General features: G+C 56.9%; 23 protein-coding genes. 11 read left to right on the forward strand and 12 right to left on the reverse strand.

All coding sequences use genetic code 11. The annotated features are described in order from the left end of the window. Positions 1-13: 13 nt before the first annotated feature. Complete coding sequence (tmk, locus tag NVB75_RS30290; RefSeq protein WP_258344658.1) at positions 14-646, reverse strand: dTMP kinase; 633 nt, start codon at positions 644-646, stop codon at positions 14-16. Between the two features lie 41 nt (positions 647-687). Between tmk and NVB75_RS30295 the strand changes: the two genes are divergently transcribed. After that, entirely contained in the window at positions 688-2,064 is a 1,377-nt protein-coding gene (locus tag NVB75_RS30295; RefSeq protein WP_258344659.1) for a radical SAM protein, read from the forward strand. A gap of 185 nt (positions 2,065-2,249) precedes the next feature. Here NVB75_RS30295 and NVB75_RS30300 read toward each other — a convergent pair whose 3' ends face one another. The 4 genes from NVB75_RS30300 to NVB75_RS30315 form a co-directional block, all read right to left on the reverse strand. Then, positions 2,250-3,188, reverse strand: coding sequence for a hypothetical protein (locus NVB75_RS30300; protein ID WP_258344660.1), 939 nt, complete (start codon positions 3,186-3,188; stop codon positions 2,250-2,252). A gap of 483 nt (positions 3,189-3,671) precedes the next feature. Further along, on the reverse strand, positions 3,672-4,535 hold the full coding sequence (locus tag NVB75_RS30305; protein WP_258344661.1) for a hypothetical protein: 864 nt from the start codon (positions 4,533-4,535) through the stop codon (positions 3,672-3,674). 245 nt (positions 4,536-4,780) lie between these two features. Further along, a complete protein-coding gene (locus NVB75_RS30310) occupies positions 4,781-5,167 on the reverse strand; it encodes a hypothetical protein (RefSeq protein WP_258344662.1) in 387 nt (128 codons plus the stop codon). A 786-nt stretch (positions 5,168-5,953) separates the two neighbouring features. Beyond that, a complete protein-coding gene (locus NVB75_RS30315; protein WP_258344663.1) occupies positions 5,954-7,336 on the reverse strand; it encodes an SIR2 family protein in 1,383 nt (460 codons plus the stop codon). 291 nt (positions 7,337-7,627) lie between these two features. On the opposite strand from NVB75_RS30315, the gene NVB75_RS30320 reads away from it, so the two are divergent. Then, positions 7,628-7,861 (forward strand): hypothetical protein, encoded by a 234-nt coding sequence (locus NVB75_RS30320; protein WP_003214497.1) that lies wholly within the window; start codon positions 7,628-7,630, stop codon positions 7,859-7,861. Positions 7,862-7,883: 22 nt separating this feature from the next. Here NVB75_RS30320 and NVB75_RS30325 read toward each other — a convergent pair whose 3' ends face one another. Both NVB75_RS30325 and NVB75_RS30330 read right to left on the reverse strand, forming a co-directional pair. Continuing rightward, the gene (locus NVB75_RS30325) at positions 7,884-8,216 is read right to left on the reverse strand and encodes a DUF6124 family protein (RefSeq protein ID WP_258344666.1); all 333 of its coding nucleotides are present in this window, start codon (positions 8,214-8,216) and stop codon (positions 7,884-7,886) included. 325 nt (positions 8,217-8,541) lie between these two features. Then, a complete protein-coding gene (locus NVB75_RS30330; RefSeq protein WP_258344667.1) occupies positions 8,542-8,814 on the reverse strand; it encodes a DUF3630 family protein in 273 nt (90 codons plus the stop codon). A gap of 150 nt (positions 8,815-8,964) precedes the next feature. Here NVB75_RS30330 and NVB75_RS30335 point away from each other — a divergent pair, with 150 nt between their 5' ends. From NVB75_RS30335 to NVB75_RS30360, 6 genes are all read left to right on the forward strand, one after another. After that, entirely contained in the window at positions 8,965-9,432 is a 468-nt protein-coding gene (locus NVB75_RS30335; RefSeq protein ID WP_258344668.1) for a hypothetical protein, read from the forward strand. Beyond that, entirely contained in the window at positions 9,395-10,171 is a 777-nt protein-coding gene (locus tag NVB75_RS30340; protein WP_258344669.1) for a hypothetical protein, read from the forward strand. Before NVB75_RS30335 ends, NVB75_RS30340 begins: the two co-directional genes overlap by 38 nt. Before the next feature lie 35 nt (positions 10,172-10,206). Further along, positions 10,207-10,599 (forward strand): hypothetical protein, encoded by a 393-nt coding sequence (locus tag NVB75_RS30345; protein WP_258344670.1) that lies wholly within the window; start codon positions 10,207-10,209, stop codon positions 10,597-10,599. Positions 10,600-10,723: 124 nt separating this feature from the next. Further along, the gene (locus NVB75_RS30350) at positions 10,724-11,164 is read left to right on the forward strand and encodes a TspO/MBR family protein (protein WP_026078147.1); all 441 of its coding nucleotides are present in this window, start codon (positions 10,724-10,726) and stop codon (positions 11,162-11,164) included. 147 nt (positions 11,165-11,311) lie between these two features. Next, entirely contained in the window at positions 11,312-12,211 is a 900-nt protein-coding gene (locus NVB75_RS30355) for an alpha/beta hydrolase (protein WP_258348791.1), read from the forward strand. 33 nt (positions 12,212-12,244) lie between these two features. Further along, positions 12,245-12,628 carry a cytochrome c gene (locus tag NVB75_RS30360; RefSeq protein ID WP_258344671.1) on the forward strand — a complete coding sequence of 128 codons (384 nt, stop codon included), beginning with the start codon at positions 12,245-12,247 and terminating at the stop codon, positions 12,626-12,628. A gap of 302 nt (positions 12,629-12,930) precedes the next feature. Here the strand turns inward: NVB75_RS30360 and NVB75_RS30365 are convergent, their stop codons facing one another. Both NVB75_RS30365 and NVB75_RS30370 read right to left on the reverse strand, forming a co-directional pair. After that, on the reverse strand, positions 12,931-14,142 hold the full coding sequence (locus tag NVB75_RS30365) for a YeeE/YedE family protein (RefSeq protein WP_258344672.1): 1,212 nt from the start codon (positions 14,140-14,142) through the stop codon (positions 12,931-12,933). A 98-nt stretch (positions 14,143-14,240) separates the two neighbouring features. Further along, complete coding sequence (locus tag NVB75_RS30370) at positions 14,241-14,897, reverse strand: O-methyltransferase (protein WP_258344673.1); 657 nt, start codon at positions 14,895-14,897, stop codon at positions 14,241-14,243. 129 nt (positions 14,898-15,026) lie between these two features. Between NVB75_RS30370 and NVB75_RS30375 the strand changes: the two genes are divergently transcribed. After that, entirely contained in the window at positions 15,027-15,665 is a 639-nt protein-coding gene (locus tag NVB75_RS30375) for a TetR family transcriptional regulator (RefSeq protein WP_258344674.1), read from the forward strand. Between the two features lie 34 nt (positions 15,666-15,699). On the opposite strand, the gene NVB75_RS30380 is transcribed toward NVB75_RS30375, so the two are convergent. Continuing rightward, complete coding sequence (locus NVB75_RS30380; RefSeq protein ID WP_258344675.1) at positions 15,700-17,091, reverse strand: aldehyde dehydrogenase family protein; 1,392 nt, start codon at positions 17,089-17,091, stop codon at positions 15,700-15,702. A 104-nt stretch (positions 17,092-17,195) separates the two neighbouring features. On the opposite strand from NVB75_RS30380, the gene NVB75_RS30385 reads away from it, so the two are divergent. Further along, positions 17,196-18,071, forward strand: a complete 876-nt coding sequence (locus NVB75_RS30385; RefSeq protein WP_063031754.1) for a LysR family transcriptional regulator — start codon at positions 17,196-17,198, stop codon at positions 18,069-18,071. Between the two features lie 1,154 nt (positions 18,072-19,225). On the opposite strand, the gene NVB75_RS30390 is transcribed toward NVB75_RS30385, so the two are convergent. Then, positions 19,226-19,435: a hypothetical protein gene (locus NVB75_RS30390; protein WP_093199424.1), complete on the reverse strand. Its 210-nt coding sequence runs from the start codon at positions 19,433-19,435 to the stop codon at positions 19,226-19,228. Positions 19,436-19,744: 309 nt separating this feature from the next. Further along, on the reverse strand, positions 19,745-20,941 hold the full coding sequence (locus NVB75_RS30395) for an amino acid aminotransferase (protein ID WP_003214471.1): 1,197 nt from the start codon (positions 20,939-20,941) through the stop codon (positions 19,745-19,747). 343 nt (positions 20,942-21,284) lie between these two features. Between NVB75_RS30395 and uvrB the strand changes: the two genes are divergently transcribed. Then, a complete protein-coding gene (uvrB, locus tag NVB75_RS30400; RefSeq protein ID WP_008438773.1) occupies positions 21,285-23,300 on the forward strand; it encodes an excinuclease ABC subunit UvrB in 2,016 nt (671 codons plus the stop codon). Positions 23,301-23,364 lie beyond the last annotated feature (64 nt).

Genomic DNA, 23,364 nt, shown 5'->3' on the forward strand with positions numbered 1-23,364 from the left:
GGGCTTTGGTTGCTCATTGGGTTGCCGGAGAGTCTCGCAGTACTCGCTCGACTATTCGCCAGATGTCGCGTGCAACCTCGCCAGGTTGCTGGTCCGCGTCGATGATATGACAACGCTCCGGATTCTTGATCGCCACCTCTAATAGCCCGTCCCGGATGGCCGCGAAATCCCGCGTCGCTTCCGCCGGGTCGTTGATGCCGTCATGGCGCTGGTCCCTCCGGGCTCTTGCGACCTCTAGCGGAAGGTCGAGGATGAATGTGAAGTTGGGGAGCGTAGTTCCCACGACAACGTCGGCGACTGAGCGGAACAGCTGATGCAGATCGACATCGGACACTGCGACTTGAAATGCATATGTCGAATCAACGAAGCGATCGGAGATGACCCACTCGCCGCTCGCTAATGCAGGCCGAATGACATTTTTCACGTGGTCATAACGTGCAGCGCTGACTAGCAACAATTGCTCTGCTGGGGCGAGGTCTCGATCGGAGTGCGTTAAGATCGCCCGAACCTCGCTACCCAAATGCCCTCCATCCGGTTCTTTTGTCTGTAGCACCAAGTGTCCAAGAGCTCTAAGATGTTCAACAAGTCGTTTAACTTGTTCGCTCTTCCCGCTACCGTCAATGCCCTCGATGCTTATAAATGGCATGCTCATCCTTTCGCTGTAAAGTCAAGAGAAGTTGGTGTTTAATGAAGCGCACTAATACAGTGATATTCGTATCCGCTGGTATGTTATCGCCCAAAAAACGCGACCATATGCTTGCTCGCCGGCAGCTCTATCTTAATTATGGTGCATTATCGCTGGCAACAACCCTAGATACCATGGGGACTTCGACCCTTTTAGTGCATGGCGAGCACCGCGAACCCGCCGAGGTTATAAGTGCGCTGCTGGAAGAAGGGGTATTTCCGTCCAATTTTCCGATAATGCTATCCATCCCAAGCTACTACGCCCTACCTTGGTCTCAGATTTTTTGTAGGCTGGTGCGTCGCTCAGACCCGGGGGCCAAGATTATTGTTGGTGGGCGTTGGGTAGTTGGACCTGATCCTGACTGGCTGCATGCGAAGCTGCCGGAAGCGGACCTGTTGGTCCCAGGCCTAGCAGAGCCGCGAATAGCTAGCCTTCTCACTGACGCGCCTGACTTGCGCATCCTTTCCGCTCCGAAACCAGATTTCGCCCTAAACCACACCTTGGTATCAGGCTTTGAGCGCTATCAACCGAGCATTGAAGCATCTCGTGGCTGTGGCATGGGGTGCGCCTTTTGCGAGGAACGAGATATTCCTCTGGAAAAATTAGGTGGTGTGGGGAACATGGCTAAAGCGTTAGTAGCTGTTTCTGGCCAATATGGGGGGGGTGAGATCCGCCCCTATTTTCAATCATCAATGTTCGTCCCCAATGTGAAATGGGGCACTGGCCTTGCGAAGGCTTTGAAGGCTAGCGGCCTCAACGTCTCGTGGCGGACAGAAAGCCGTGTTGATGTGCTAACGCCTGAAACGATTGCTTGTCTCGCCGAGGCAGGTATGAAAGTGCTCGATCTAGGACTCGAAACGGCCTCACCAACGCAGATCCTAAACATGCGTAAATCGAGGGATCCCGAGCGCTATATTCGTCGAGCATCTGTTTTACTTGAGGCCTGCAAGGATTACGGCATCTTCGCGAAGGTAAATGTCTTACTTTATGCCGGGGAAACGGCCAAAACGCTTGACGAAACGCGCTCGTTTCTTGACAACCATAAAGACTCGATTGCGGGGGTTTCAGTCGGTCCTGTTATAGCATATGGACCACCGATCGCTGCGAATGTCCTCTTGCGTGAATGGTCTGAGCTTGGTGCGAGAGTGGTTGACTCAACTAGTGCGCATGAAAGCGGTATATCGACGATCCATCTAAGTCATGATTTTGATGCAAGTTCAGCTGAGGCTGCAAGCCTAGAACTATCCCGGCGCTACATGGACATGGATGCATACTTTAGGCTAAAAAGTTTCTCCTATTACCCTCGTGATTACGCGCGCGCTGATTTTGATCGCGATGTTGCAGCGAGTGATGTATCTAAATTACCTTTTCGTGTCTGAAAAAATCAATGTTAGCCAGGAGGGAGCCAGCAAGGCATGCAATTGTTTTGTTGGTAGCAATATCTCAGGGGGGGCGTCTCAGTTATCCAATGACTGCTCCTGGCCGAAAGCAGCCTTTAGTAATGGGCAGCTTGGGGCCAGAAGCCGCCGTTCGCGATCAGGCAGCATTCCCCATCGAGACCTGTTCAACTTCGCCTGAAGAAAAGATTCTGCAGGGCCGTGTTTGATAAGGTGCATGATTCGATTTCCGATACCTTGATCATATGAGGGGCCGAAAGACTCAATGCCCCGAGGGAGAAGATGTAACACGCGAGCATGGAGAAATAGTAACTCTCATATCGCTCCAATGAAGACTTGCTCGTTTTAAATGGGCTCAATGCTGATCCATGGGCTCGCTCATTTCGCATGGTGAATAACCATATCGACAGCAAGAACTCTATCCTGCTGGCATCGGACGGAACATTATTGGGTTTTGTGAGATCAAGTGCTGGAGCAATATTTCGTCTTTTCTTCGTGCCGACTGCGCCCGAGAGATAAAGCCGCATGAAACTGGACGCCGACTGAAGGAGTTCGCCAGACGGGATTGGCGTAATATTTTTAGATTTATCAATACTAAATTTTTTAATGAACTCGTCGTAAAATTGTTTTCCAGTGCAGTCAACCACTCTCCCGTAAAACTGCTTCCCTGCATCGTTTTGCGGCACATACGATTCACACATGCGCTTAACAATGTACATCAATGTCGAGGCGGGCAAATTATGGCAAAGACTGTTCGTAATGACCTTCCAGTGCGCAGGAGCCGATTTAACTAATTCCTTGCCCAGACTTTGCGCTACGCCTTTCAAACCTTTTTTTGGATAGCGTATCTGTGAGGAGCTATCAATAACCCTAAAACAATGATCAAACATATAATCTGGACGGCGTGGGAGTGCCTCAAGACCGTCCAAATAGTGACCAATATAAATGCTTTGATTATTATCTGAAGGCCTGCCTAGTCTCGTAACTTCGAAAGGAACCTTGTTATCATTGCGCTCAAGACACGAATCAAATTTTTGTTCGGCTTTAAACTTTGTGCTTTGAGGCCATTGATGATAGGCATTTAATCGCGCATCCTTAAAATCCACTATGAACTCCCTTTCCACAAAAAATTTTGAATTGAAGGTTTGTAATACGATTTTGAAACTATCAGTGTGCAAGTTCACGCCCAAGACTGGCTTTATGATATCACACTACGCTGCTCACTGGTGAACGTCTACGGGGACTCGAAGTAGGTTCGATTTGGTGCCGGCTTTGGTAGTCGGCAGGCTTCATGTTTTTCCCCCAGCATTGCAGTGCGCAGCCCTGAATGTGTAGACACAGGATGAAGACCGCTTTGGCCAAAGGGGCCCGTCACAAACGGCCTCTCAGGAAGAGGTGCCAGCGACAGCCCGTGGCGACTGGCAGAAGTCGGCTAATAGCGGTCACTTGCAAATGGCCGTTATCGCCCATAAGCGACACTGGCGAGTGACCGAAAATAGGTGATGGCCTTTAGCATCGTAATGATGTTATCGGCGAACAATTACCAAGCTTCTGAGAATCTGATGACGAAACACTCTAGGTTTGACGCTTTAGATTTTTGCCATGCGGTATTCGACTTCAACAATAAATTTTGTGGCAGCAGCAATTATAATTGCATCTTTCATAGTGATGCTTGGTGCTCGAATGCTGCCATGGCCAGACAAGGGCATTGTATTTCTAAGTCCGTATATTTTACCCACAACACTCTTTATGTCTTCAGGTAGCGATGAATCCTTCTCGTATTTCTCGATGAAGCTCCCTAACGTTTGATTGTTTATGCTTTCGCTTTTTATGATGTCTTTTGCTGTTGTTTCGAGTATGTTAGCTGCGGCATGTAGAACCCCCGCAGGGTCATTTTTTTCAATACATTGCTCCATCCGCCCTATGAGAACTACAACATTGGAGTGGGCAAGTCTTTCAAAATTACCGACCCCTTTTAAGTTAAAGCTATCAACCTGATTATAGACGACGCATTCCAAATAGTGGCACTCCGATAGAAACCCCCATTCGTATCTCCAATCGCCAGGGATACTTTCCCTTTCTGCAACCCTATGCCCACAATCCTTATCAATTTCATCCACGTATCTGCCTAAATAGCTTGCATAGAGGCGGAAGTAAGTGAAAGCCACTTCAGGGCAAAAATTCGAAAGCGAGGTTATCCTTTCATCGGTTCCACTTATGCCAGTGTCTTCCTCCTCAATAACTGGCAACAATCCTGACTCATTCCAGAAGGTATCCAAAGCCTCTACTTTACTTGTACTCATAGAGGTGATCGCTCTAGCTTTACCAAGCATGTATATACTTGCATAATACCTTGGGCACTTGTGCACATTCGCATAGGGGCATGATGATGGGGCACCTCTTTCGGAGCTCTTACTTTGATACCAAGAAAAATCAGGGACGATGATAGGCATTATTAATACTCTTTAAACTTTTGATTGGTATTTATGGTCGCGTAATCTCGGGTAACATAGCATCTAATGCACCTGCTCATCCTGGTAATTGCTGTCTGGCTTTGTGGCGTTGCCGATGGAAGTGCTGTCATTATTGTGGTTAGCTTAATCTTTATGTATCTATGAACCTAAGTCAGGATGTTATGCATTTGCCAGCATTGCAACCGTTATTAAAGCGTCACTAACTGGAGTTGGGTCAACAAAAATTAAAAAGCACCTGGCCATTTCCGAGCTGAATCTTCCATAATTTCGCATGCATCAACATATTGTTTGGATTTTTCAAAGCGTCGTGTGAAAACCCACAACGACTCTGCTCCCCCTATAAATGACACTGGTGCAATTGAAAACAGGTCGTCACACTCCTCTGGGTATATGTGTGCAACGACGCCCTGCATGTAAAATCTGTAATAAAGCGCCTTCCTAATGCCGCCCTCAAAAGGGAAATCGATTTCTTGAACTGTAGGCGTGTGATTATGAGTTATCCCCCGACTATCCATCTGATTGAGAATAATAGGGTGGTAGCTGGCAGGGGTGCGCGCCTTAGTTGCGATAGCCTCACCAAGTGTACGTAAGTTAACGCCTATGTTTTCCAAGTGCGAAAACTCCTTGATCTTTGTAGATAGTGACCTCCACAGCAAGCTAAGGAAAAACAGTCTTAGCTTATGGCTATCGAGATTTTCAATTAGGCGAATACCGAGACCGGTTTCTATATCGGGCTGTACACTATAATCATCGGTATTCAGTTTTATATCCTTACCCCACCCGCTCCAAACCAATTTATGCTTTCTAAGTTCTGCTATGCCATGTGTATCGATTTCGCTAAGTATCTGTTCACCTTTTCGAGTTACAAGTTGGTGATCATACCAACTTGTAAATCTTCGAGTGGGCCTGAATCCTCTAGCGGTTTCAATGACCCGCTCTCCAGGTACTTCTGTTCCGGTTAGGGCCTAGGGGATTAAATGAGACTTTGCAAAAGGACCTTCCTCCCCCAAGAGGGCACATACTCCAACCTTAGGAGGTTTTACTTTTAGCTTATTCTTCTTGCGATCCTTGCCTGTCATGATTTCGCCTAAAGTCCAACTGATACGTTATTTCAGTTTATTATAAGTGGGTTTTGAGTTTTTACGACTCATCGAATCGATTTTGAAGCCCACTCCAGCTGTAAAAACCGCCAAGGCAGATCGTACCGTTTGACTGCTTTAGGGCGAAAGCAGTCGGTCGCGAGTGACGGTTTCTGGACAATTTTAGCCATCGTAAAAGACCGGAAGCGACCCATAGTGACCTTTCTTGGAGGGTTGTTGACTGCCAAAGGAGTTTATTAGGAACTGACCTAGTGAGTACCAGAACCTGCCCAATGACAGGTTCCTTGTTGAGGACGCTCAATTACGATGGCCCTTGGCCTCCGCCTCCTTCTCCACGTCTTGGATGTACTCTTCTCCCGATCGCACTTTTTCCAAGATATCTTTACAAGCTTCCGAATAACGGTGTGACTGAACTTCTGCCCCGTTCATGATCGCGCAGTGATACTTATTGTCGAATCTCTTGAGATCGATTCCAGTGGTTTCAGCAATCGTCCTCAGCAAGCGATCGCAAGCATGCCAGGCCTGGTATCCCATCGCCTGACCCAGAGTGGTTAATGTATATGGAAAATTAAGGTTGAATGCTAGGCCGTCGGCGCCGTCGGCAATTCCGTATAGTTTAGCCAGTTCCCCATCGGCCTCCGTCACGTTGGCCAGCACTTTGTAATCGACCTGAATAGGGTTTCTGGGAATGTCAGTCCGCACAAGCTGGTAGGTACGGGCGAGCAAAGCCCTTAGTAATCTAGGGTTCACATTCTTTAGCGCTTCATTTGCTCCGAAAGCTGAATAGACCCAACTGAAATCATTGGCGACGACACTTTTTATGATCACACTGCGATGATCAGAAACTGGAATAAGCCTCTCACGACGAGGGTACTCTTCAGAGAGGTCACGATTCTCCCACTCTAGAATATAAATATTTGGAATAAGCTTGCCGTCCTCCGAAAGAATTTCGTCAATATCCGCAAGAATTGCTTTAATGTTCGGGTCTTCAGCTCTGTAGCCAATGAACACTAACGGGTGTTCAGCAAAAAAAGCTAAAAGCTTGGCGGAGAGGTATTTCTTACGCTTGACGAACTCCTCATAGTCAGTTCGCGTTAGTACGATGCTTTCGGGTTGAGAGACGCATCCATGGATCTTGAAAATCTCCCCTATACTCGAATGGTTAGCGTAAAGGATCCTTTGCCCCACGATCGCTTCATAATCGGGGAAAATGCCCTCCAGTAGCTCATCGTAATTGGTGGTAATTACAGAGTGTGGCCGAATCTTCTTCAGCAGTTCGATCTCATCCGGTAGGCAAGGCTTTTCCGTTGCCAGAAGCTCTTTGAGAATTTTTGTCACCGTGTATTTGATGTAAACCTGCGGCGAGCTCGTTTCTTCATATAGCTCCTTTGGAAACTGCTCTTGGCCCGCCCCCCACGCCCAATCGTTGTATCTGTCGGAAAACTCAGAGCCAATGTCCACAAAGTCGGGGTAGCGTTGTTTGTAGTAGGCAAACGGTCGTGCGATCTCTGGACAGCGCGCCGCTATCTCTTTCAATAGTTCCTCCCAGTTAGGGCCCTTCAGGTAGCGCTTCGTGAAGCCTGACCCAACGAACAATATGGGCTGGCAGGCCATATCTCCTATGCAGATCTTGATGTCCTCTGTTACATCTTCAACGTATTTCGCGTAGTCCCTAGGCATTCCGCTTCCCTCTCTTGGCAGTAATGGCAAAACGTCATATCGCATTTCTTGGATTGTCTTTCAAGTGGTAAGGCTTGCGAGCTCATGTACAACTGGGACACGGAGCCGATAGCTATTGTTGCCATTCGTGGAAGACAGCTTCTGGCCGAAACCGGCCCTTTAATTCCCATACCGGTCTACCATGGCCCCCCCGGCAGTGGTTCCATGCGCTACCGACCTCAATCTCAAGGTATCGCCCATGACCTCTTCACCACGCACCATCCCATCCCGCACCTCATCCGAGGCATCCCAATGAGCATCGACCAAATCAGTCTCCCAAAAGGCGTAGGCCCTCAGGCCATCAAGCTCCTCGACGCCATCACCGGTGCTGACACCAAAGAAGACCTGAACCGCGCAGGCGGCAAGGCCGAAGGTTTTGTATTGGGTCTGGAAAGCGCCAAAGCCATCAAAAGCCAAATCGCCGAGTCGCTGTATGTGGCATACGACGACGCGGCGAGTAATCGGTTGGGTGAGTTGAAGGGCTAGTCCCGCAGGACCGCGTTGGGCTTCACGCCCGAGGTGTTTCGCGGTCCATCAGTTTGCCGATCAGCAGTACGCTCAATTCGCTCAGTTGGTGTATGGCCAATGCCACGTCGCGGTCTTTGCCGGTCAGTTCGTCGGACAGGTCGAGCAGCAGGGCGCTGACGGAGGAAACGGTTTCGTAGCTGTTGGCGATCAGGATTTCGCTGCTGACGCCGGAGGTGACGCTGAAGAGTGCGGTTGTCTCTGGGATTGTCTCGGCATCAGTGCCGGGATTAAGGTAGTGATCAATGGCGCGCTGGGCAGCCTGGTGGAGTTTTAGATCCGGTTTCTTCGGAGGATTCGGCGTTACTTTGAACATGGTGCAATTCCTGAATGGGGCCGACACCCTTTCGCTACTACACAAGAAGGGTGGCAGCTGTACGCAGGTTAGTAGACCGGGGAATTACACAAAGCCGGCGCACCCGAAGGCGCCCTACGCACAGCCACCATCAAGCACAGACAGGAACGTCTGATAGATGCAGCTCATGCACTATGTGTAATTGACCCTAGGGCTACTAAACCCGATCACTGAGTTTTCAGCGACCGAGCAACCTTAGAGATGGCCACCCAGGTGCACAAGCCGGCGGATTCTGACGCAAGCGTAGGCAAAGGAGCAAGGTGCTACGGCTTACGCAAAGTCTCCTTTATCCCGCAAATGGAAGCACCAGCCGGTACGCCCTCAACCCCAAATCACTCAACCCCTCCAGGCTCTCGCCTTGGCCAGGCATGAGCAGGCTGATCCCCAGATAATGCTCAAGGTGCAGGGTGAGGGTCTGGCCTTCGACGCACAAATCCCAATAGCGCTGATCCAGCCCGTCGGCCTTTACGGTCCATTCGCCGTTCAAACCGTGCTCCAGCGTTTCGGCGATGGCCGCGAACAATTGCCAGTCGGACGTTTCCGAAATCTGTATTTCCATAAGGGATCATCGATAGGGTGAAAGGGCGTGTTTCGCCGTGAGATGCTTGTCATAGAATGTGACAGAACCTGCGCAGCTTTCAAAGGAATGAGCCCGTGACAACGAGCACTACCATCACCCGTCCGCTCGGCATGAATGAAGGACTTCTTCATGTTTGATAAAAACAACTTTGACCAGATTCCCCGTGAGCAATTGCTTCACTACGGATCGGGTCGTCCCTACCCAGGTATCTATTTCGTCACCTATCGACAAGACGCCTTTAGAACTCCCGACGGGGAGGAGTGCATCAGGGTCACTCGCGCCCCCAACCCGAAAAACGACAACGGATTACGCTTCTGGCTATACGCAGAGCTCCAGAATGATTGGTGTAGAAGGTTGGAATACTTCGCGGGCTACGTCTCCGATTCCCAGTTCGAGAGCATCTCGGAAGCAGAATTCAACCAATTGGTTGCCGACCAGGCGAATGAATTGGTCGCGCCGCTCAAACTGCCACTGCATGAGCCAACGGGCTTTATCGGTGCGCTGATGATGTACTCCATGAAGACCGAGTTCATCGTTTCGTTGGTCGCGGAGTACGAAGATGAGTTCATCCATTTCTATTGGGATACCACCGCTTGAGCGGCATCTGAATCCTTTGTCGCACGGAAGCCTGTTTATGAATGTTCACCGCTTTATTAGCCTCTTCCTGGGCTGCCTATTGCCGCAACTGTGCACGGCCAACACCCCGCACATCGACCCGCACGCCGAGAGCCTCTATCAGCAGGCTGTGCCGTACCTAAAACAAGCAGATGCCAAGCTGGAAGCGGTGCCTGCGAACTTTCCCACCGCCAGCGCAGACGAGAAAAAGCGTACCCAAGTGCTGGTGGAGGAGGCAGGCGAGTTGCTCAAGCCGGCGATCAAGCTGCTTGAACAAGCTGCCGCGCTGGACCACCCGGTGGCCCAGCATCGCCTCGCGATGATCTACGTGATGTTCTACCCGGTCGACGAGATCAAGGAAAAGGCCTGCCCGTTGTTCCAAAGCAGCTTCCTACAAGGCTTTGCACCACCGGCGCTGCAGCTTTCATCCTTTTGCTTTGAATTTACGGACACGCCGGAATTCCAGACAACGCTGAAGGCCATTGCGACCGGCGCGCCCGCGTATGAGCAATATTTTCCGCAGCCTGCGGTGAAGCTTGAATGCAGGGCCGAGATGCCTCAGGGCATGGCGTTGCAGTGGGGTAGCAGTCGGGATTATCAGGCTGAAATGTATCGGCTGCTGGGGGACAGTAACCGTGCGCAGCGTACGGAGTATTACCAGCAGGCGATCGCGATCAATGATTGCTACAAGGCGAAAAAGCGCCTGGGGTTAAGTCAGTAACCGGGCGGGTATGAATAACAGTTAAGGAGAAGGGCATGGCGGGTGGCGAGATTGGGTGTGGTTCGTTTCAGGGCAGCGACAAGTCGGGATCGGCCTTTGAGGCGGTGTTGGACGCGCTTCCGTTGCAGGCGCGGGACTGGGTTGAGGCGGCCAGGCAGCAATTGGATTCGGCTGATTTTGTGCTGTTGGAGGTTGATCATGCGCAGGGCTTGCTTCCCTTTTTCAAGGACTACCAAACACGCCTGATCGCCGAGATCGGGCACGATGATTGGGAGCGGGCGGCGCGGGATGAAGCGGCGTCGCTTGATGATGTGGCTGCCAAGTGGGGCGCGGGCAAGGGCTGGCGGCTTTATTGCGTGGGGGATCTGGTGCGTGCTTGTGAGCAGTCGGCGGTGGAGCAGCAGCCTGTTTACATCGCGTTCAGCTAGGGCATCTGTGGCGGGGCACGGAGGAAAGAAAAATACACTTTTTGCTGCGCGGGGCGTCCAACCCTGAAACCGCCGTCAAGGCTTTCATCTCCAGGCAGCTGCTCTCAGCTAAGGACCGATTATGGTGACGTTGTTTATTTTTCTTCTGGCCTGCGGTGCTGCGGCGAGCACCGGCATTATCTTCAAACCGGGCGACTGGTACGCCTCCCTGGTCAAACCCAGCTTCACGCCACCCAACTGGCTGTTCCCGGTCGCCTGGACCATCATCTACCTGCTGCTGGCTTGGGCCGGCTACCGCCTGACCCTGATCCCCGGCAGCGAAATCGTGCTGGCTCTATGGGCTGCGCAGATCGCACTCAACACCCTGTGGACGCCGGTGTTCTTCGGCGCCCACCGCATTCTCGCCGGGATGGTGATCATCACGCTGCTGTGGCTGGTGGTCGCCGCCATGGTGTTGCTGACGGTGCGGCTGGATTTGATCACCGGGCTGATCCTGTTCCCGTACCTGGTGTGGCTAAGCGTTGCGGCAGCGTTGAATTTCTCCATCCTGCGCAATAACCGCTGAGCCTGGCGGCGTGGGCAGAGGGCGGAAACATCATTGCCATGATGCCCACGCACACTGGCCAAGGTGAACAGCTCTTTTAGAGATAGAGGGAATATCGAATTGGGAACTCACACGCTGTGGCCTGCTGAAGAACATGAACTGGCGCAAATGCAGCGCTTTAACCAGAAGCTCGCCTGGATGCCGCGTTTTCGCATCCGCAACCGCGTGACGCCCCGGGTGATCCAGGCGCTGTTGCGCTCCGGCCAGATGGTGGCCGGCAACAAGTTGCTCAAGCATGGCCTTCAGGCAGAAAGCCGGCGGGTGGGCTCGGTGCCGCTGCGCATCATCCGGCCGAAGGGCAAGGCCAAGGGCGTGGTGCTGGATATCCATGGCGGCGGCTGGGTGATCGGCAATGCGCAAATGAATGACGACCTCAACGTGGCCATGGTCAACGCGTGCGACGTGGCGGTGGTGTCGGTGGATTACCGGCTGGCGGTGAACACGCCGGTGGAAGGGATTCTGGAAGACTGCCTGGCTGCGGCGCGCTGGTTGCTCGCGGACTGTGAGGAGTTCGCCGACCTGCCGGTGATCGTTGTCGGCGAATCTGCCGGTGGGCATCTGGCGGCGGCGACGTTGCTGGCGCTGAAGCAATGGCCCGAGTTGCTGGCGCGGGTGAGGGGGGCGGTGCTGTATTACGGCGTCTACGATTTGACCGGCACACCGAGTGTGCGAATGGCGGGGCGGGAAACGCTGTTGCTGGACGGGCCGGGCATGGTGGAGGCGCTGCGCTTGCTGACGCCGGGCCTGAGTGATGAGCAGCGTCGGCAGCCGTCGTTGTCACCGTTGTATGGCGACCTTGCGGGGCTGCCGCCGGCGCTGATGTTTGTGGGGGATCTGGATCCGTTGTTGGACGACACGCTGCAGATGGCGGAGCGGTGGGCGGGGTCTGAGGTGTTTTTGTTACCGCAGGCGGCTCATGGGTTTATTCATTTTCCGACGGCGATGTCGGGCAGGGTGCTGGCTTACAGCCGCGAGTGGATCACGGGTCGTTTACGCTCGGTTAGTTGATATCGGATTTTTACAACAAGGCCACATGGAAAGATGAGCATAAGAAAAACATTCATCGCGTCGCTGGGGATTTTATCGCTGGTTCAAACGTCACTGTCCTTTGCGGACAACGCTAACGGGAAAAACATTTATCTGCAGCGATGCGCCATGTGCCACGGCGCGGATATCAAAGGCACGGGACCCTTGGCGAATAAAAGCAATCCGCCTACGCCTGACCTGACAACGGCTACTTTCAAAAAACGCTTGAGTGATTATCCGGGCGTTATCGTGTCGTCCGTCATTCTTCGTCCAAATGGCGACCTGATTCCCAGAACGTTGCGGGAGAACGGTGTGAAGCTGTCGCCGTTCACCTGGAAAGTTCAGGACTTCCGCGACTTGAATCAGTACATGAGTGGTGTGATTTCAAAAAGCCGATGATGCTGCTCGTTCCCACGCTCCGCGTGGGAATGCATCTCGTGACGCTCCGCGTCACCAACAGCGGGACGCAGAGCGTCCCCGGCGGCATTCCCACGCGGAGCGTGGGAACGATCAGTCAGCAACCGCTCAATGCCACTTGCGGGCGCTCACCTGCAAAGAAGAACGGCCGCAACCGCACGCCCACGATGTGTGATCGTTCCCACGCCCTGCGTGGGAATGCATACCGTGACGCTCCGCGTCACCAACAGCGGGACGCAGAGCGTCCCAGGCGGCATTCCCACGCGGAGCGTGGGAACGATCAGTCAGCAACCGCTCAATGCCACTTGCGGGCGCTCACCTGCAAAGAAGAACGGCCGCAACCGCACGCCCACGCTGTTGCCGATAAACGCCGCCACCAACCACACCCAGCCATGCAGGCTGCCCGACGCAATCCCGCTGAAGTACGCGCCGATATTGCAGCCGTACGCCAGTCGCGAGCCGTAACCCAGCAGCAACCCACCGATCACCGCGGCGAACAGCGAGCGTGCCGGAATCCTCAGGCTTGGAGCAAAACGCCCGGCCAATCCCGCAGCCAAAAGCGCACCAAGGATGATGCCGATGTCCATCACGCTGGTAATGTCTTCCCACACCGGCGCTGCCAGGGCCTTGGCGTTGCCCGGCATTTGCCAGAACACCCAGCTGCCCACGTCCACGCCCAACCCGCTGGCGACCTTGGCGCCCCACAGCGCGAACGCGGAAGTGATGCCCCACGGCCGCCCGGCCAGTGCCAGGGTGGCGTAGTTGAGCAGGGCCAAGCCAATTGCGCCCCACACCAATGGCCACGGCCCGCGCAGGAATCGGCGCAGGCCCTGGTGTTCGCTGGTGACGCCGGCTTCGAGCTGCCCGTGACGGCTTTTTTCCAGGCGCACGGTGACTGCCGCGATGATGCCGAATACGGCCAGGCTCAGCAGCAACGCCGGCACGACGCCGAAGCTTTTGACGATGGAAACCGCCGGGAACGAAGGCAGCGAGAACCACCAGTCGACGTGGTGAGTCGCGATCAACGAACCGCAGATAAAGAAGAACAAGGTCACCAGCATGCGCGCGTTACCGCCGCCCACGGTGAACAGGGTGCCGGACGCACAGCCGCCGCCCAGTTGCATGCCGATACCGAAGATAAATGCCCCGAACACCACCGACACCCCGGCCGGCGCCACCAGCCCGACCACGGGTTGGCCGAACAAGGTGCCGGCTCCCAGCGCGGGGAAGAACAGCACCACGGCAATCGCCAGCATCACCATCTGCGCACGCAAGCCCGCGCCGCGCCGGTCGGTGATGAACACCCGCCAGGCCGAGGTGAAGCCGAAAGCGGCGTGGTACAGCGTCAGGCCCAGTGCCGCGCCGACCACCAGCAACAGCACTTGGCGCGAGCCGACGCTGTGTTGCAGGAAGATGGCGCCGAACAGCAGGATGACAAACGCCAGCAGGGGCGCGAGCGGCTTGCGCGCAGGGGTTGTAGAGAGGGAAAGGCTCATCGGGTATCTCGGTTCGTAGGCCGTGGGTTAAAGGCGAGGGTGCCGAGTATAAACCGCGCACCCTTCCACTGGCGTCTCGAATCCCCCAATGAGGGTGATTAGCCGAGGCGAACTGACAGCTCGACGTCGTCACCGATCGGCACCGACAGGTAGCCATTTGCAGGCGAGCGCACCCGGGCCAGGTAGTCGGGGCAGTAGTTGGTGTTGTCGGCGATGATCAACGCGCCGGGCTTGAGGCGGCTTTCCACCAGGTTCAGTACATCGCCATACAAGGCTTTGGCGCCGTCGAGCAGCAGCAGGTCGACGCTGTCGGGCAGGCCGGTGGCCAGGGTGACCAGGGCATCACCTTGGCGGATCTCCACGAGGTCGCTCACGCCGCCTTGCTCCAGGTGTTGTCGCGCGAGGGCGATCTTCGAGGGCTCGAACTCGCTGCTGATCAGCGTGCCGCCGCCGTTGTCCCGCAGGGCGGCCGCCAGGTGCAGGGTGGACAGGCCGAACGAGGTGCCGAACTCGACAATGGCCCGGGCTTTGCTGCTGCGGGCCAGCATGTACAGCAGGGTGCCGGTGTCGCGGGAGACGGGCAGCCACAGGTCTTTCAGCATCCCGTAGAGTTCCAGGTAGTCGGTTTTGCTGCGCATCAGGCGATCACGTTCTTCAGGTGTCACGTTGTTGAGGACGGGGCTTGTGACGGCATCGGCCTGTGTGTACAGCCGTTCAATCAGAGCCGCCATCGGGGCTGAGGTAAGCGTATTCATGGGGAGGTCCTGTTGCAGGTTGAGCGCCGTGAGGCGCCGGGCTAGTATGCGAATGATTCGTCGCATTTAAAGTATGCGAACAATTCGTCACATTCGCTATTCGCATTCAAACCGCAGCAGGCACGCCCCATGACCGATCGCCAGACCTCGCAGATTTCCTCACGCAAAGAACCCAAGCAGGCGCGATCCACCGAGTTGGTGTCGGCCATTCTCGAAGCGGCTATTCAGGTTTTGGTCAAGGAAGGTGCCAGCCGTTTCACCACCGCCCGGGTTGCGGAGAAGGCGGGCGTGAGTGTGGGCTCGGTGTACCAATACTTCCCTAACAAGGCGGCGATCCTGTTCCGGTTGCAGACCGATGAATGGCAGCAAACCTCGCAAATGCTCAGCCGGATTCTGGAAGACGTCAGCCAGCCGCCCCTTGAGCGGCTGCGGGCGTTGGTGCATGCGTTTATTCGTTCGGAGTGTGAGGAGGCGCAGATGCGGGTCGCCTTGAGCGACGCGGCACCGCTTTATCGAGATGCGCCCGAAGCCCATGAGGTGCGGGCGGGAGGGCAACAGGTCTTCCAGACGTTCATGCTGGAACTGCTGCCGCAGGTGCCTGAGGCGACCCGCGACCTGGCGTGCGATTTGATCGTCACCACCTTCAGTTCGGTGGGCAAGGAATTCTCGGGAAGCCCGCGCACCGAAGCGCAAATTACTGCCTACGCGGATGCGATGGCGGATATGTTCGGTGCGTATGTGACGGTGCTTAACCAGGCAGCACGATGACCCGCAGGGCGGGCCATCGTTTGCAGCGCTTGCCTTAGCGGCGGTTCAGCCACACGGTTTGCGCATTGCAGAATTCCCGCACACCAAAGTGCGACAACTCCCGCCCGAAACCACTCTTCTTCACACCCCCAAACGAGACCCGAGGATCGGACACGCTGTAGGCGTTGATAAAGATCCCGCCGGTTTCCAACTGGTTGGCGATGTGGCGCGCCTTTTCCGGGTCGGTGGTGAACACGCTGGCGGTCAGGCCGAATTCACTGTCGTTGGCCAGGGCCACGGCGTGGTCGGCATCCCGGGCAGTGATGATGGAGGCGACCGGCCCGAACAGTTCCTGTTTGAACGAGGTCATCTGGTCGGTGACGTTGGCCAGCACGGTGGGTGCGTAGAAGTTGCCTGCGCCTTCGACTTTATGGCCGCCCAGCAGCAAGGTGGCGCCTTCGGCCAGGGTGGCCTGGACCTGGCCGTCGAGTTCGTCCCGCAGGTCGAAGCGGGCCATCGGGCCGATGTAGGTTTCGCTGGCGGTCGGGTCGCCCATCACCAGGTTGCGGCTGGCTTCGAGGAATTTGGCGGTGAAGGCTTCTACTACGCCTTCCTCGATGATCAGGCGCTTGGCGGCGGCGCACACCTGGCCGGAGTTCTGGAAGCGGCCGATCAGGGCGGCTTGCACGGCTTCGTCGAGGTTGGCGTCGTTGAGCACGATGAACGGGTCGGAGCCGCCCAGCTCCAGTACGCATTTCTTCAGCGCGGCACCGGCCTGGGAGCCGATGGCCATGCCGGCGCGCACGCTGCCGGTGAGGGTCACGGCGGCGATGCGCGGGTCGGCGATGGCTTTGGACACACCGTCCTGGGTGACGTTGATCACTTCGAACAGGCCATCGGCGAAGCCGGCGCGCTGGAAGGCTTGCTTCATCAGGTAGGCGCTGCCCATCACGTTAGGCGCGTGTTTGAGCACGTAGGTGTTGCCGCTGAGCATGGTCGGCACGGCGCCGCGCAGCACTTGCCACACCGGGAAGTTCCACGGCATCACGGCGAGGATCGGGCCCAGCGGGCGGTATTCGATCTGGGCGGTACCGTTGTCCACCAGGGTGGCTTCCGGGGCGAGCATGGCCGGGCCGTGGGCGGCGTACCACTCGGCCAACTGGGCGCATTTCTCGATTTCGCCACGGGCCTGGGCGATGGGTTTGCCCATTTCCAGGGTGATCATCTGGGCCATTTCTTCGGCTTGGTCCCGCAGGGTGCTGGCCAGGGCCAGCAGCAACTCGGCGCGCTGGGCGACGGGGGTAGTGCGGCCGCTGCGGAAGGCGTTGATCGAGCGGGTGAGGGCGGCATCCAGCTGCGCCTCGGTTTCGTATGGGTAGCTGGCGACCGTTTCACCGTTGGCGGGGTTGATCGACAAGGCGTTGGTCTGGGAAGAAATGGAGTTCATGGCACCGTCCTGCGCAGTGAATGGGATGGAGGCCAGCGTACGGGGCTGTATCTTTTTCGGAAACTGAATAATATTAAGCAATACGTTCACGTTTGGAGAATGACTTGGATCTGGTCCAGCTGGAAATTTTCAAAGCCGTTGCCGAGCAAGGCAGCATCAGCGCCGCCGCGCAGTTGATCCATCGCGTGCCGTCGAACCTGACCACGCGGATCAAGCAGTTGGAGCAGGACCTGGGCGTGGATTTGTTTATTCGCGAGAAGAGCCGATTGCGGTTGTCGCCGGCCGGGTGGAATTTCCTCGGGTATGCGCGGCGGATTCTTGACCTGGTGCAGGAAGCCCGGGCGACGGTGGCGGGGGAGGAGCCTCAGGGTGCGTTTGCCCTGGGTTCGCTGGAGAGCACGGCGGCGGTGCGCATCCCTGCGGTGCTGGCGGCGTATAACCAGAAGCACGCCAAGGTTGAGCTGGACCTGACCACCGGGCCGTCCGGGGCGATGATCGAGGGCGTGTTGTCGGGGCGGTTGGCGGCGGCGTTTGTCGATGGGCCGGTGTTGCACGCGACCCTGGAAGGCGTGGCGGTATTTGAGGAGGAAATGGTGGTGATTGCGCCGCTGCACCACGCGCCGATCACCCGGGGGCAGGATGTGAGCGGGGAGAGCATCTACACATTTCGCTCGAACTGTTCGTACCGGCACCACTTTGAGCGCTGGTTTTCCCAGGATGGCGCGGTGCCGGGGAAGATCTTTGAGATGGAGTCGTATCACGGGATGCTGGCGTGCGTGAGCGCCGGTGCGGGGTTGGCACTGATGCCGAGGAGCATGCTGGAGAGCATGCCGGGGTTCAGGACGGTGAGTGTGTGGCCGTTGACGGATACGTTCCGGATCCTGAATACCTGGCTGATCTGGCGCCGGGGTACGGTGTCACAGAGTTTGAACAGTTTTGTGCGGTTGCTGGAAGAGCGCGGCCTGGCCCTGGCATCGTAGCCGTAGCAGCTGTCGAGCCCCAGCGAGGCTGCGTTGGCCGCGCTGCCGCTATTGAGTCATACACTCAAACCGAGTCGCGCCTGACGCAGCCTCGCTGGGGCTCGACAGCTGCTACGGGAAGTTCAACTCAGGGAATTAATCGCCAAATTGCGGGGTGTCTGCTTGCACCGAGTTGCACCGGCCACAAGAGAGCGGCCTGAAGGCGCATTAGATCCCCTGTGGGAGCTGTCGAGCTTCAGCGAGGCTGCGATGGCGTCGGCACAGTCGACATTCATAGTGCCTGACCCACCGCTATCGCGGCCTCGCTGAAGCTCGACGGCTCCCACATTGGGTCTTGGTTAGCCGCCGAACTGCAGGGTGCCCATGGCCGATTTGGCGATCAGAGCGGCTGTACCCAGTTGCATCAGTCACACAGGTCCTCTGTGGGAGCTGTCGAGCTTTAGCGAGGCTGCGATGACGTCGGCACAGTCGACATTGATGGTGTCTGACCCACCGCTATCGCGGCCTCGCTGAAGCTCGACGGCTCCCACATTTGGTCTAGGTTAGCCGCCGAACTGCAGGGTGCCCATGGCCGATTAGGCGATCAGGGCGCCGGTACCCAGTTGCATCAGTCACACAGGTCCTCTGTGGGAGCTGTCGAGCTTTAGCGAGGCTGCGATGGCGTCGGCGCAGTCGACATTGATGGTGCCTGACCCACCGCAATCGCGGCCTCGCTGAAGCTCGACGGCTCCCGCATTGGGTCTTGGTCAGCCGCCGAACTGCAGGGTGCCCATGGCCGATTTGGCGATCAGGGCGCCGGTACCCAGTTGCATCAGTCACACAGGCCACCTGTGGGAGCTGTCGAGCTTTAGCGAGGCTGCGATGGCGTTGGCACAGTCGACATTGATAGTGCCTGACCCACCGCTATCGCGGCCTCGCTGAAGCTCGACGGCTCCCGCATTGGGTCTTGGTCAGCCGCCGAACTGCAGGGTGCCCATGGCCGATTTGGCGATCAGGGCGCCGGTATCCAGTTGCATCAGTCACACAGGCCACCCGTGGGAGCTGTCGAGCTTCAGCGAGGCTGCGATGGCGTCGGCACAGTCGACATTGATGGTGCCTGACCCACCGCTATCGCGGCCTCGCTGAAGCTCGACGGCTCCCACATTGGGTCTTGGTCAGCCGCCGAACTGGAAAGTGCCCATGGCCAGCTTGGCCATGAGGGCGCCGGCGCCCAGTTGCACCAGCCACAAGGCCAAACCGCCGAGGAATACGCCGAGGGCGATTTGCAGTACCAGGCTTTTCTGGCGCTTGACGGGGGGTGGGCGCGGGGTGAAGTGGTCCAGTTCGTCGCGGTCGGCACGCAGGTCCAGGTCGTCGTTTCTCATAGGCTACTCAAGGGAAGGGACTGTCTTGCTGTCAGTCTAGGGGTAGCGGACTGAAAGCAGCGAATTTTTAGGGGGGATGCACTCATCTATTGAAGCAATCTGCTCACCCTGTGGCGAGGGAGCTTGCTCCCGCTGGGGCGCGAAGCGGCCCCCATTCAGGCACCGCATTCATTCAGAAAGTTCACGGTGGCAGGTTTTTGGGGCCGCTGCGCAGCCCAGCGGGAGCAAGCTCCCTCGCCACGTTGGGCGCGTTCGCAGAATGAAAAAGGGGAAGCCATCGGCTTCCCCTTTTTTTGCATCACAACAGGCTTACAGCACCTGAACGATGGCCTTGGTTACAGCATCGATGTTCTTCTGGTTCAACGCCGCCACACAGATACGACCGGTATCCAGCGCGTAGATGCCAAACTCGCTGCGCAGGCGCGTCACTTGCTCAACGCTCAGGCCGGAGTAGGAGAACATCCCGCGTTGGCGACCGACGAAGCTGAAGTCGTGGCCCGGTGCAGCCTTGGCCAGGTCAGCCACCATCTGCTCGCGCATGCCGCGAATGCGCAGGCGCATTTCGGCCAGTTCGGCTTCCCACTGGGCGCGCAGTTCAGGGTTGTTCAGCACCGCCGCCACAATCGCCGCGCCGTGGGTCGGCGGGTTGGAGTAGTTGGTGCGGATCACACGCTTGACCTGGGACAGGATGCGCGCGCTTTCTTCCTTGGAATCGGTGACGATGGACAGGGCGCCCACGCGCTCGCCGTACAGCGAGAACGACTTGGAGAACGAGCTGGACACAAAGAAGGTCAGGCCCGACTCGGCAAACAGGCGCACCGCAGCGGCGTCTTCGTCGATGCCGTCGCCAAAGCCCTGGTAGGCCATGTCGAGGAACGGTACGAGGTTTTTCGCCTTGACCACGTCCAGCACTTGTTGCCAGTCGGCCGGGCTCAGGTCGACGCCGGTCGGGTTGTGGCAGCAGGCGTGCAGCACGACGATGGACTGGGGCGGCAGGGCGTTGAGGTCTTCCAGCAGGCCGGCGCGGTTGACGTCATGGGTGGCGGCGTCGTAGTAGCGATAGGTCTGGACCGGGAAGCCGGCTTTTTCGAACAGCGCCTGGTGGTTTTCCCAGCTCGGGTCGCTGATGGCGACGACGGCGTTGGGCAGCAGTTGCTTGAGGAAGTCTGCGCCGATTTTCAGGGCGCCAGTGCCGCCGACCGCTTGGGCGGTGATGACGCGGCCGGAGCTGATCAGTGGCGATTGGGCGCCGAACAGCAGCTTTTGCACGGCCTGGTCGTAGGCGACAATACCGTCGATCGGCAAGTAGCCCCGGGCGGCGTGTTGCGCCACGCGAATGGCTTCCGCTTCGGCAACGGCACGCAAGAGTGGAATCTTCCCCTCCTCGTTGCAGTAAACGCCCACGCCAAGGTTCACCTTGGTGGTTCGGGTATCGGCGTTGAATGCTTCGTTGAGGCCCAGGATTGGATCGCGTGGTGCCATTTCGACAGCGGAGAACAGGCTCATTTTTGCGGCAGCTCTATAGAGAGTGGAGGGACGTGTCGCGCTCCAGCCGAATGCACTAGAGCGGTGCACAAACGGGGAGCTAGTATAGAGGCCATCACGGCTCACGGCGACAGCCGAAACGGCTTTTCGGCCAAGTTTTTCGGTTTATTTACCGACCGTTAGTCTTATTGCAACATGGGTGGCCAACGGCATGTAGGACGATTGCCTTGAAACCCGTCACATTTGCCTCCACTTCTACAGCTATCATGGTTTTTTCCTGCAATCTGCGCCGAACAGTCGCGGGTCGCGGTCTTTTTCGTCCCCGTTGCTTTTTCCGGCCTCGGGGTGACTCAAGAGGTACGTTATGTCGGATTTCCAGCTAGTCACCCGCTTCGAGCCTGCCGGCGATCAACCGGAAGCCATCCGCCTGATGGTCGAAGGCATCGAAGCCGGCCTGGCACACCAGACCTTGCTCGGGGTGACCGGCTCCGGCAAGACCTTCAGCATCGCCAACGTGATCGCCCAGGTGAACCGCCCGACCCTGGTGCTGGCGCCGAACAAGACCCTGGCCGCTCAGTTGTATGGCGAGTTCAAGGCGTTCTTCCCGAACAACGCGGTGGAGTACTTCGTTTCCTACTACGACTACTACCAGCCCGAAGCCTATGTGCCGTCGTCCGACACCTTTATCGAGAAAGACGCCTCGATCAACGACCACATCGAGCAGATGCGACTCTCGGCGACCAAGGCGCTGCTGGAACGTAAAGACGCGATCATCGTCACCACGGTGTCGTGCATCTACGGCCTGGGTAGCCCGGAAACCTATTTGAAGATGGTGCTGCACGTCGACCGCGGCGACAAACTCGACCAGCGCGAACTGTTGCGTCGCCTGACGAGCCTGCAATACACCCGCAACGACATAGACTTCGCCCGGGCGAGCTTCCGCGTGCGCGGCGATGTGATCGACATCTACCCGGCGGAATCCGACCTGGAAGCGATCCGCATCGAGCTGTTCGACGATGAAGTCGAGAGCCTGTCGGCCTTCGACCCGTTGACCGGCGAGGTGATCCGCAAGCTGCCGCGCTTCACCTTCTACCCGAAAAGCCACTACGTGACCCCGCGCGAAACGCTGATGGGCGCCATCGAGGGCATCAAGGCTGAGCTGGTGGAGCGCCTGGAATACCTGCGTTCCAACAACAAGCTGGTGGAAGCCCAGCGCCTGGAACAGCGCACCCGCTTCGACCTGGAGATGATTCTCGAACTGGGCTACTGCAACGGCATCGAAAACTACTCGCGCTACCTCTCGGGGCGTGAATCCGGGCAGGCGCCACCAACCCTGTTTGACTACCTGCCGGACGACGCCTTGCTGGTGATCGACGAATCCCACGTCAGCGTGCCGCAGGTGGGCGCGATGTACAAAGGTGACCGTTCGCGTAAAGAGACCTTGGTGGAATACGGCTTCCGCCTGCCGTCCGCGCTGGATAACCGGCCGATGCGTTTTGACGAGTTCGAAGGCATCAGCCCGCAGACGATTTTTGTCTCGGCCACGCCGGGTAACTACGAGGCCGAACACGCCGGGCGCGTGATTGAGCAACTGGTGCGCCCGACGGGCCTGGTAGACCCGCAAATCGAAATCCGCCCGGCGCTGACCCAGGTGGATGACTTGCTCTCGGAAATCACCAAGCGCGTGGCCCTGGAAGAGCGGGTGCTGGTCACCACGCTGACCAAGCGCATGTCCGAAGACTTGACCGATTACCTGGCCGACCACGGCGTGCGCGTGCGCTATTTGCACTCGGACATCGACACCGTGGAGCGCGTGGAAATCATCCGCGACTTGCGCCTCGGGGCGTTCGATGTGCTGGTGGGGATCAACCTGCTGCGTGAAGGTCTGGACATGCCGGAAGTGTCCCTGGTGGCGATTCTCGATGCCGACAAGGAAGGTTTCCTGCGGTCCGAGCGCTCGTTGATCCAGACCATTGGCCGGGCGGCGCGGAACCTGAATGGCCGGGCGATTCTGTATGCGGACCGGATTACCGGTTCCATGGAGCGCGCGATTGGCGAGACCGAGCGGCGTCGCGACAAGCAGATTGCCTACAACCTGGAACATGGCATCACGCCGAAGGGCGTGTTCAAGGATGTGGCCGACATCATGGAAGGCGCCACCGTGCCGGGCTCGCGCAGCAAGAAGCGCAAGGGCATGGCCAAGGCGGCGGAGGAGAACGCGAAGTACGAAGCGGAATTGCGTTCGCCGAGCGAGATCACCAAGCGTATTCGTCAGTTGGAAGAGAAGATGTACCAGCTGGCGCGGGATCTGGAGTTTGAAGCAGCGGCGCAGATGCGCGATGAGATTGGTAAGTTGCGGGAGCGGTTGCTGGCTGTCTGATTTGTAGCGACTGCCAAGGCCTCTTCGCGAGCAAGCCCGCTCCCACATTTTGACCGCGTTGATC

The organism is Pseudomonas sp. CBS (assembly GCF_024734645.1).
GTDB lineage: Bacteria > Pseudomonadota > Gammaproteobacteria > Pseudomonadales > Pseudomonadaceae > Aquipseudomonas.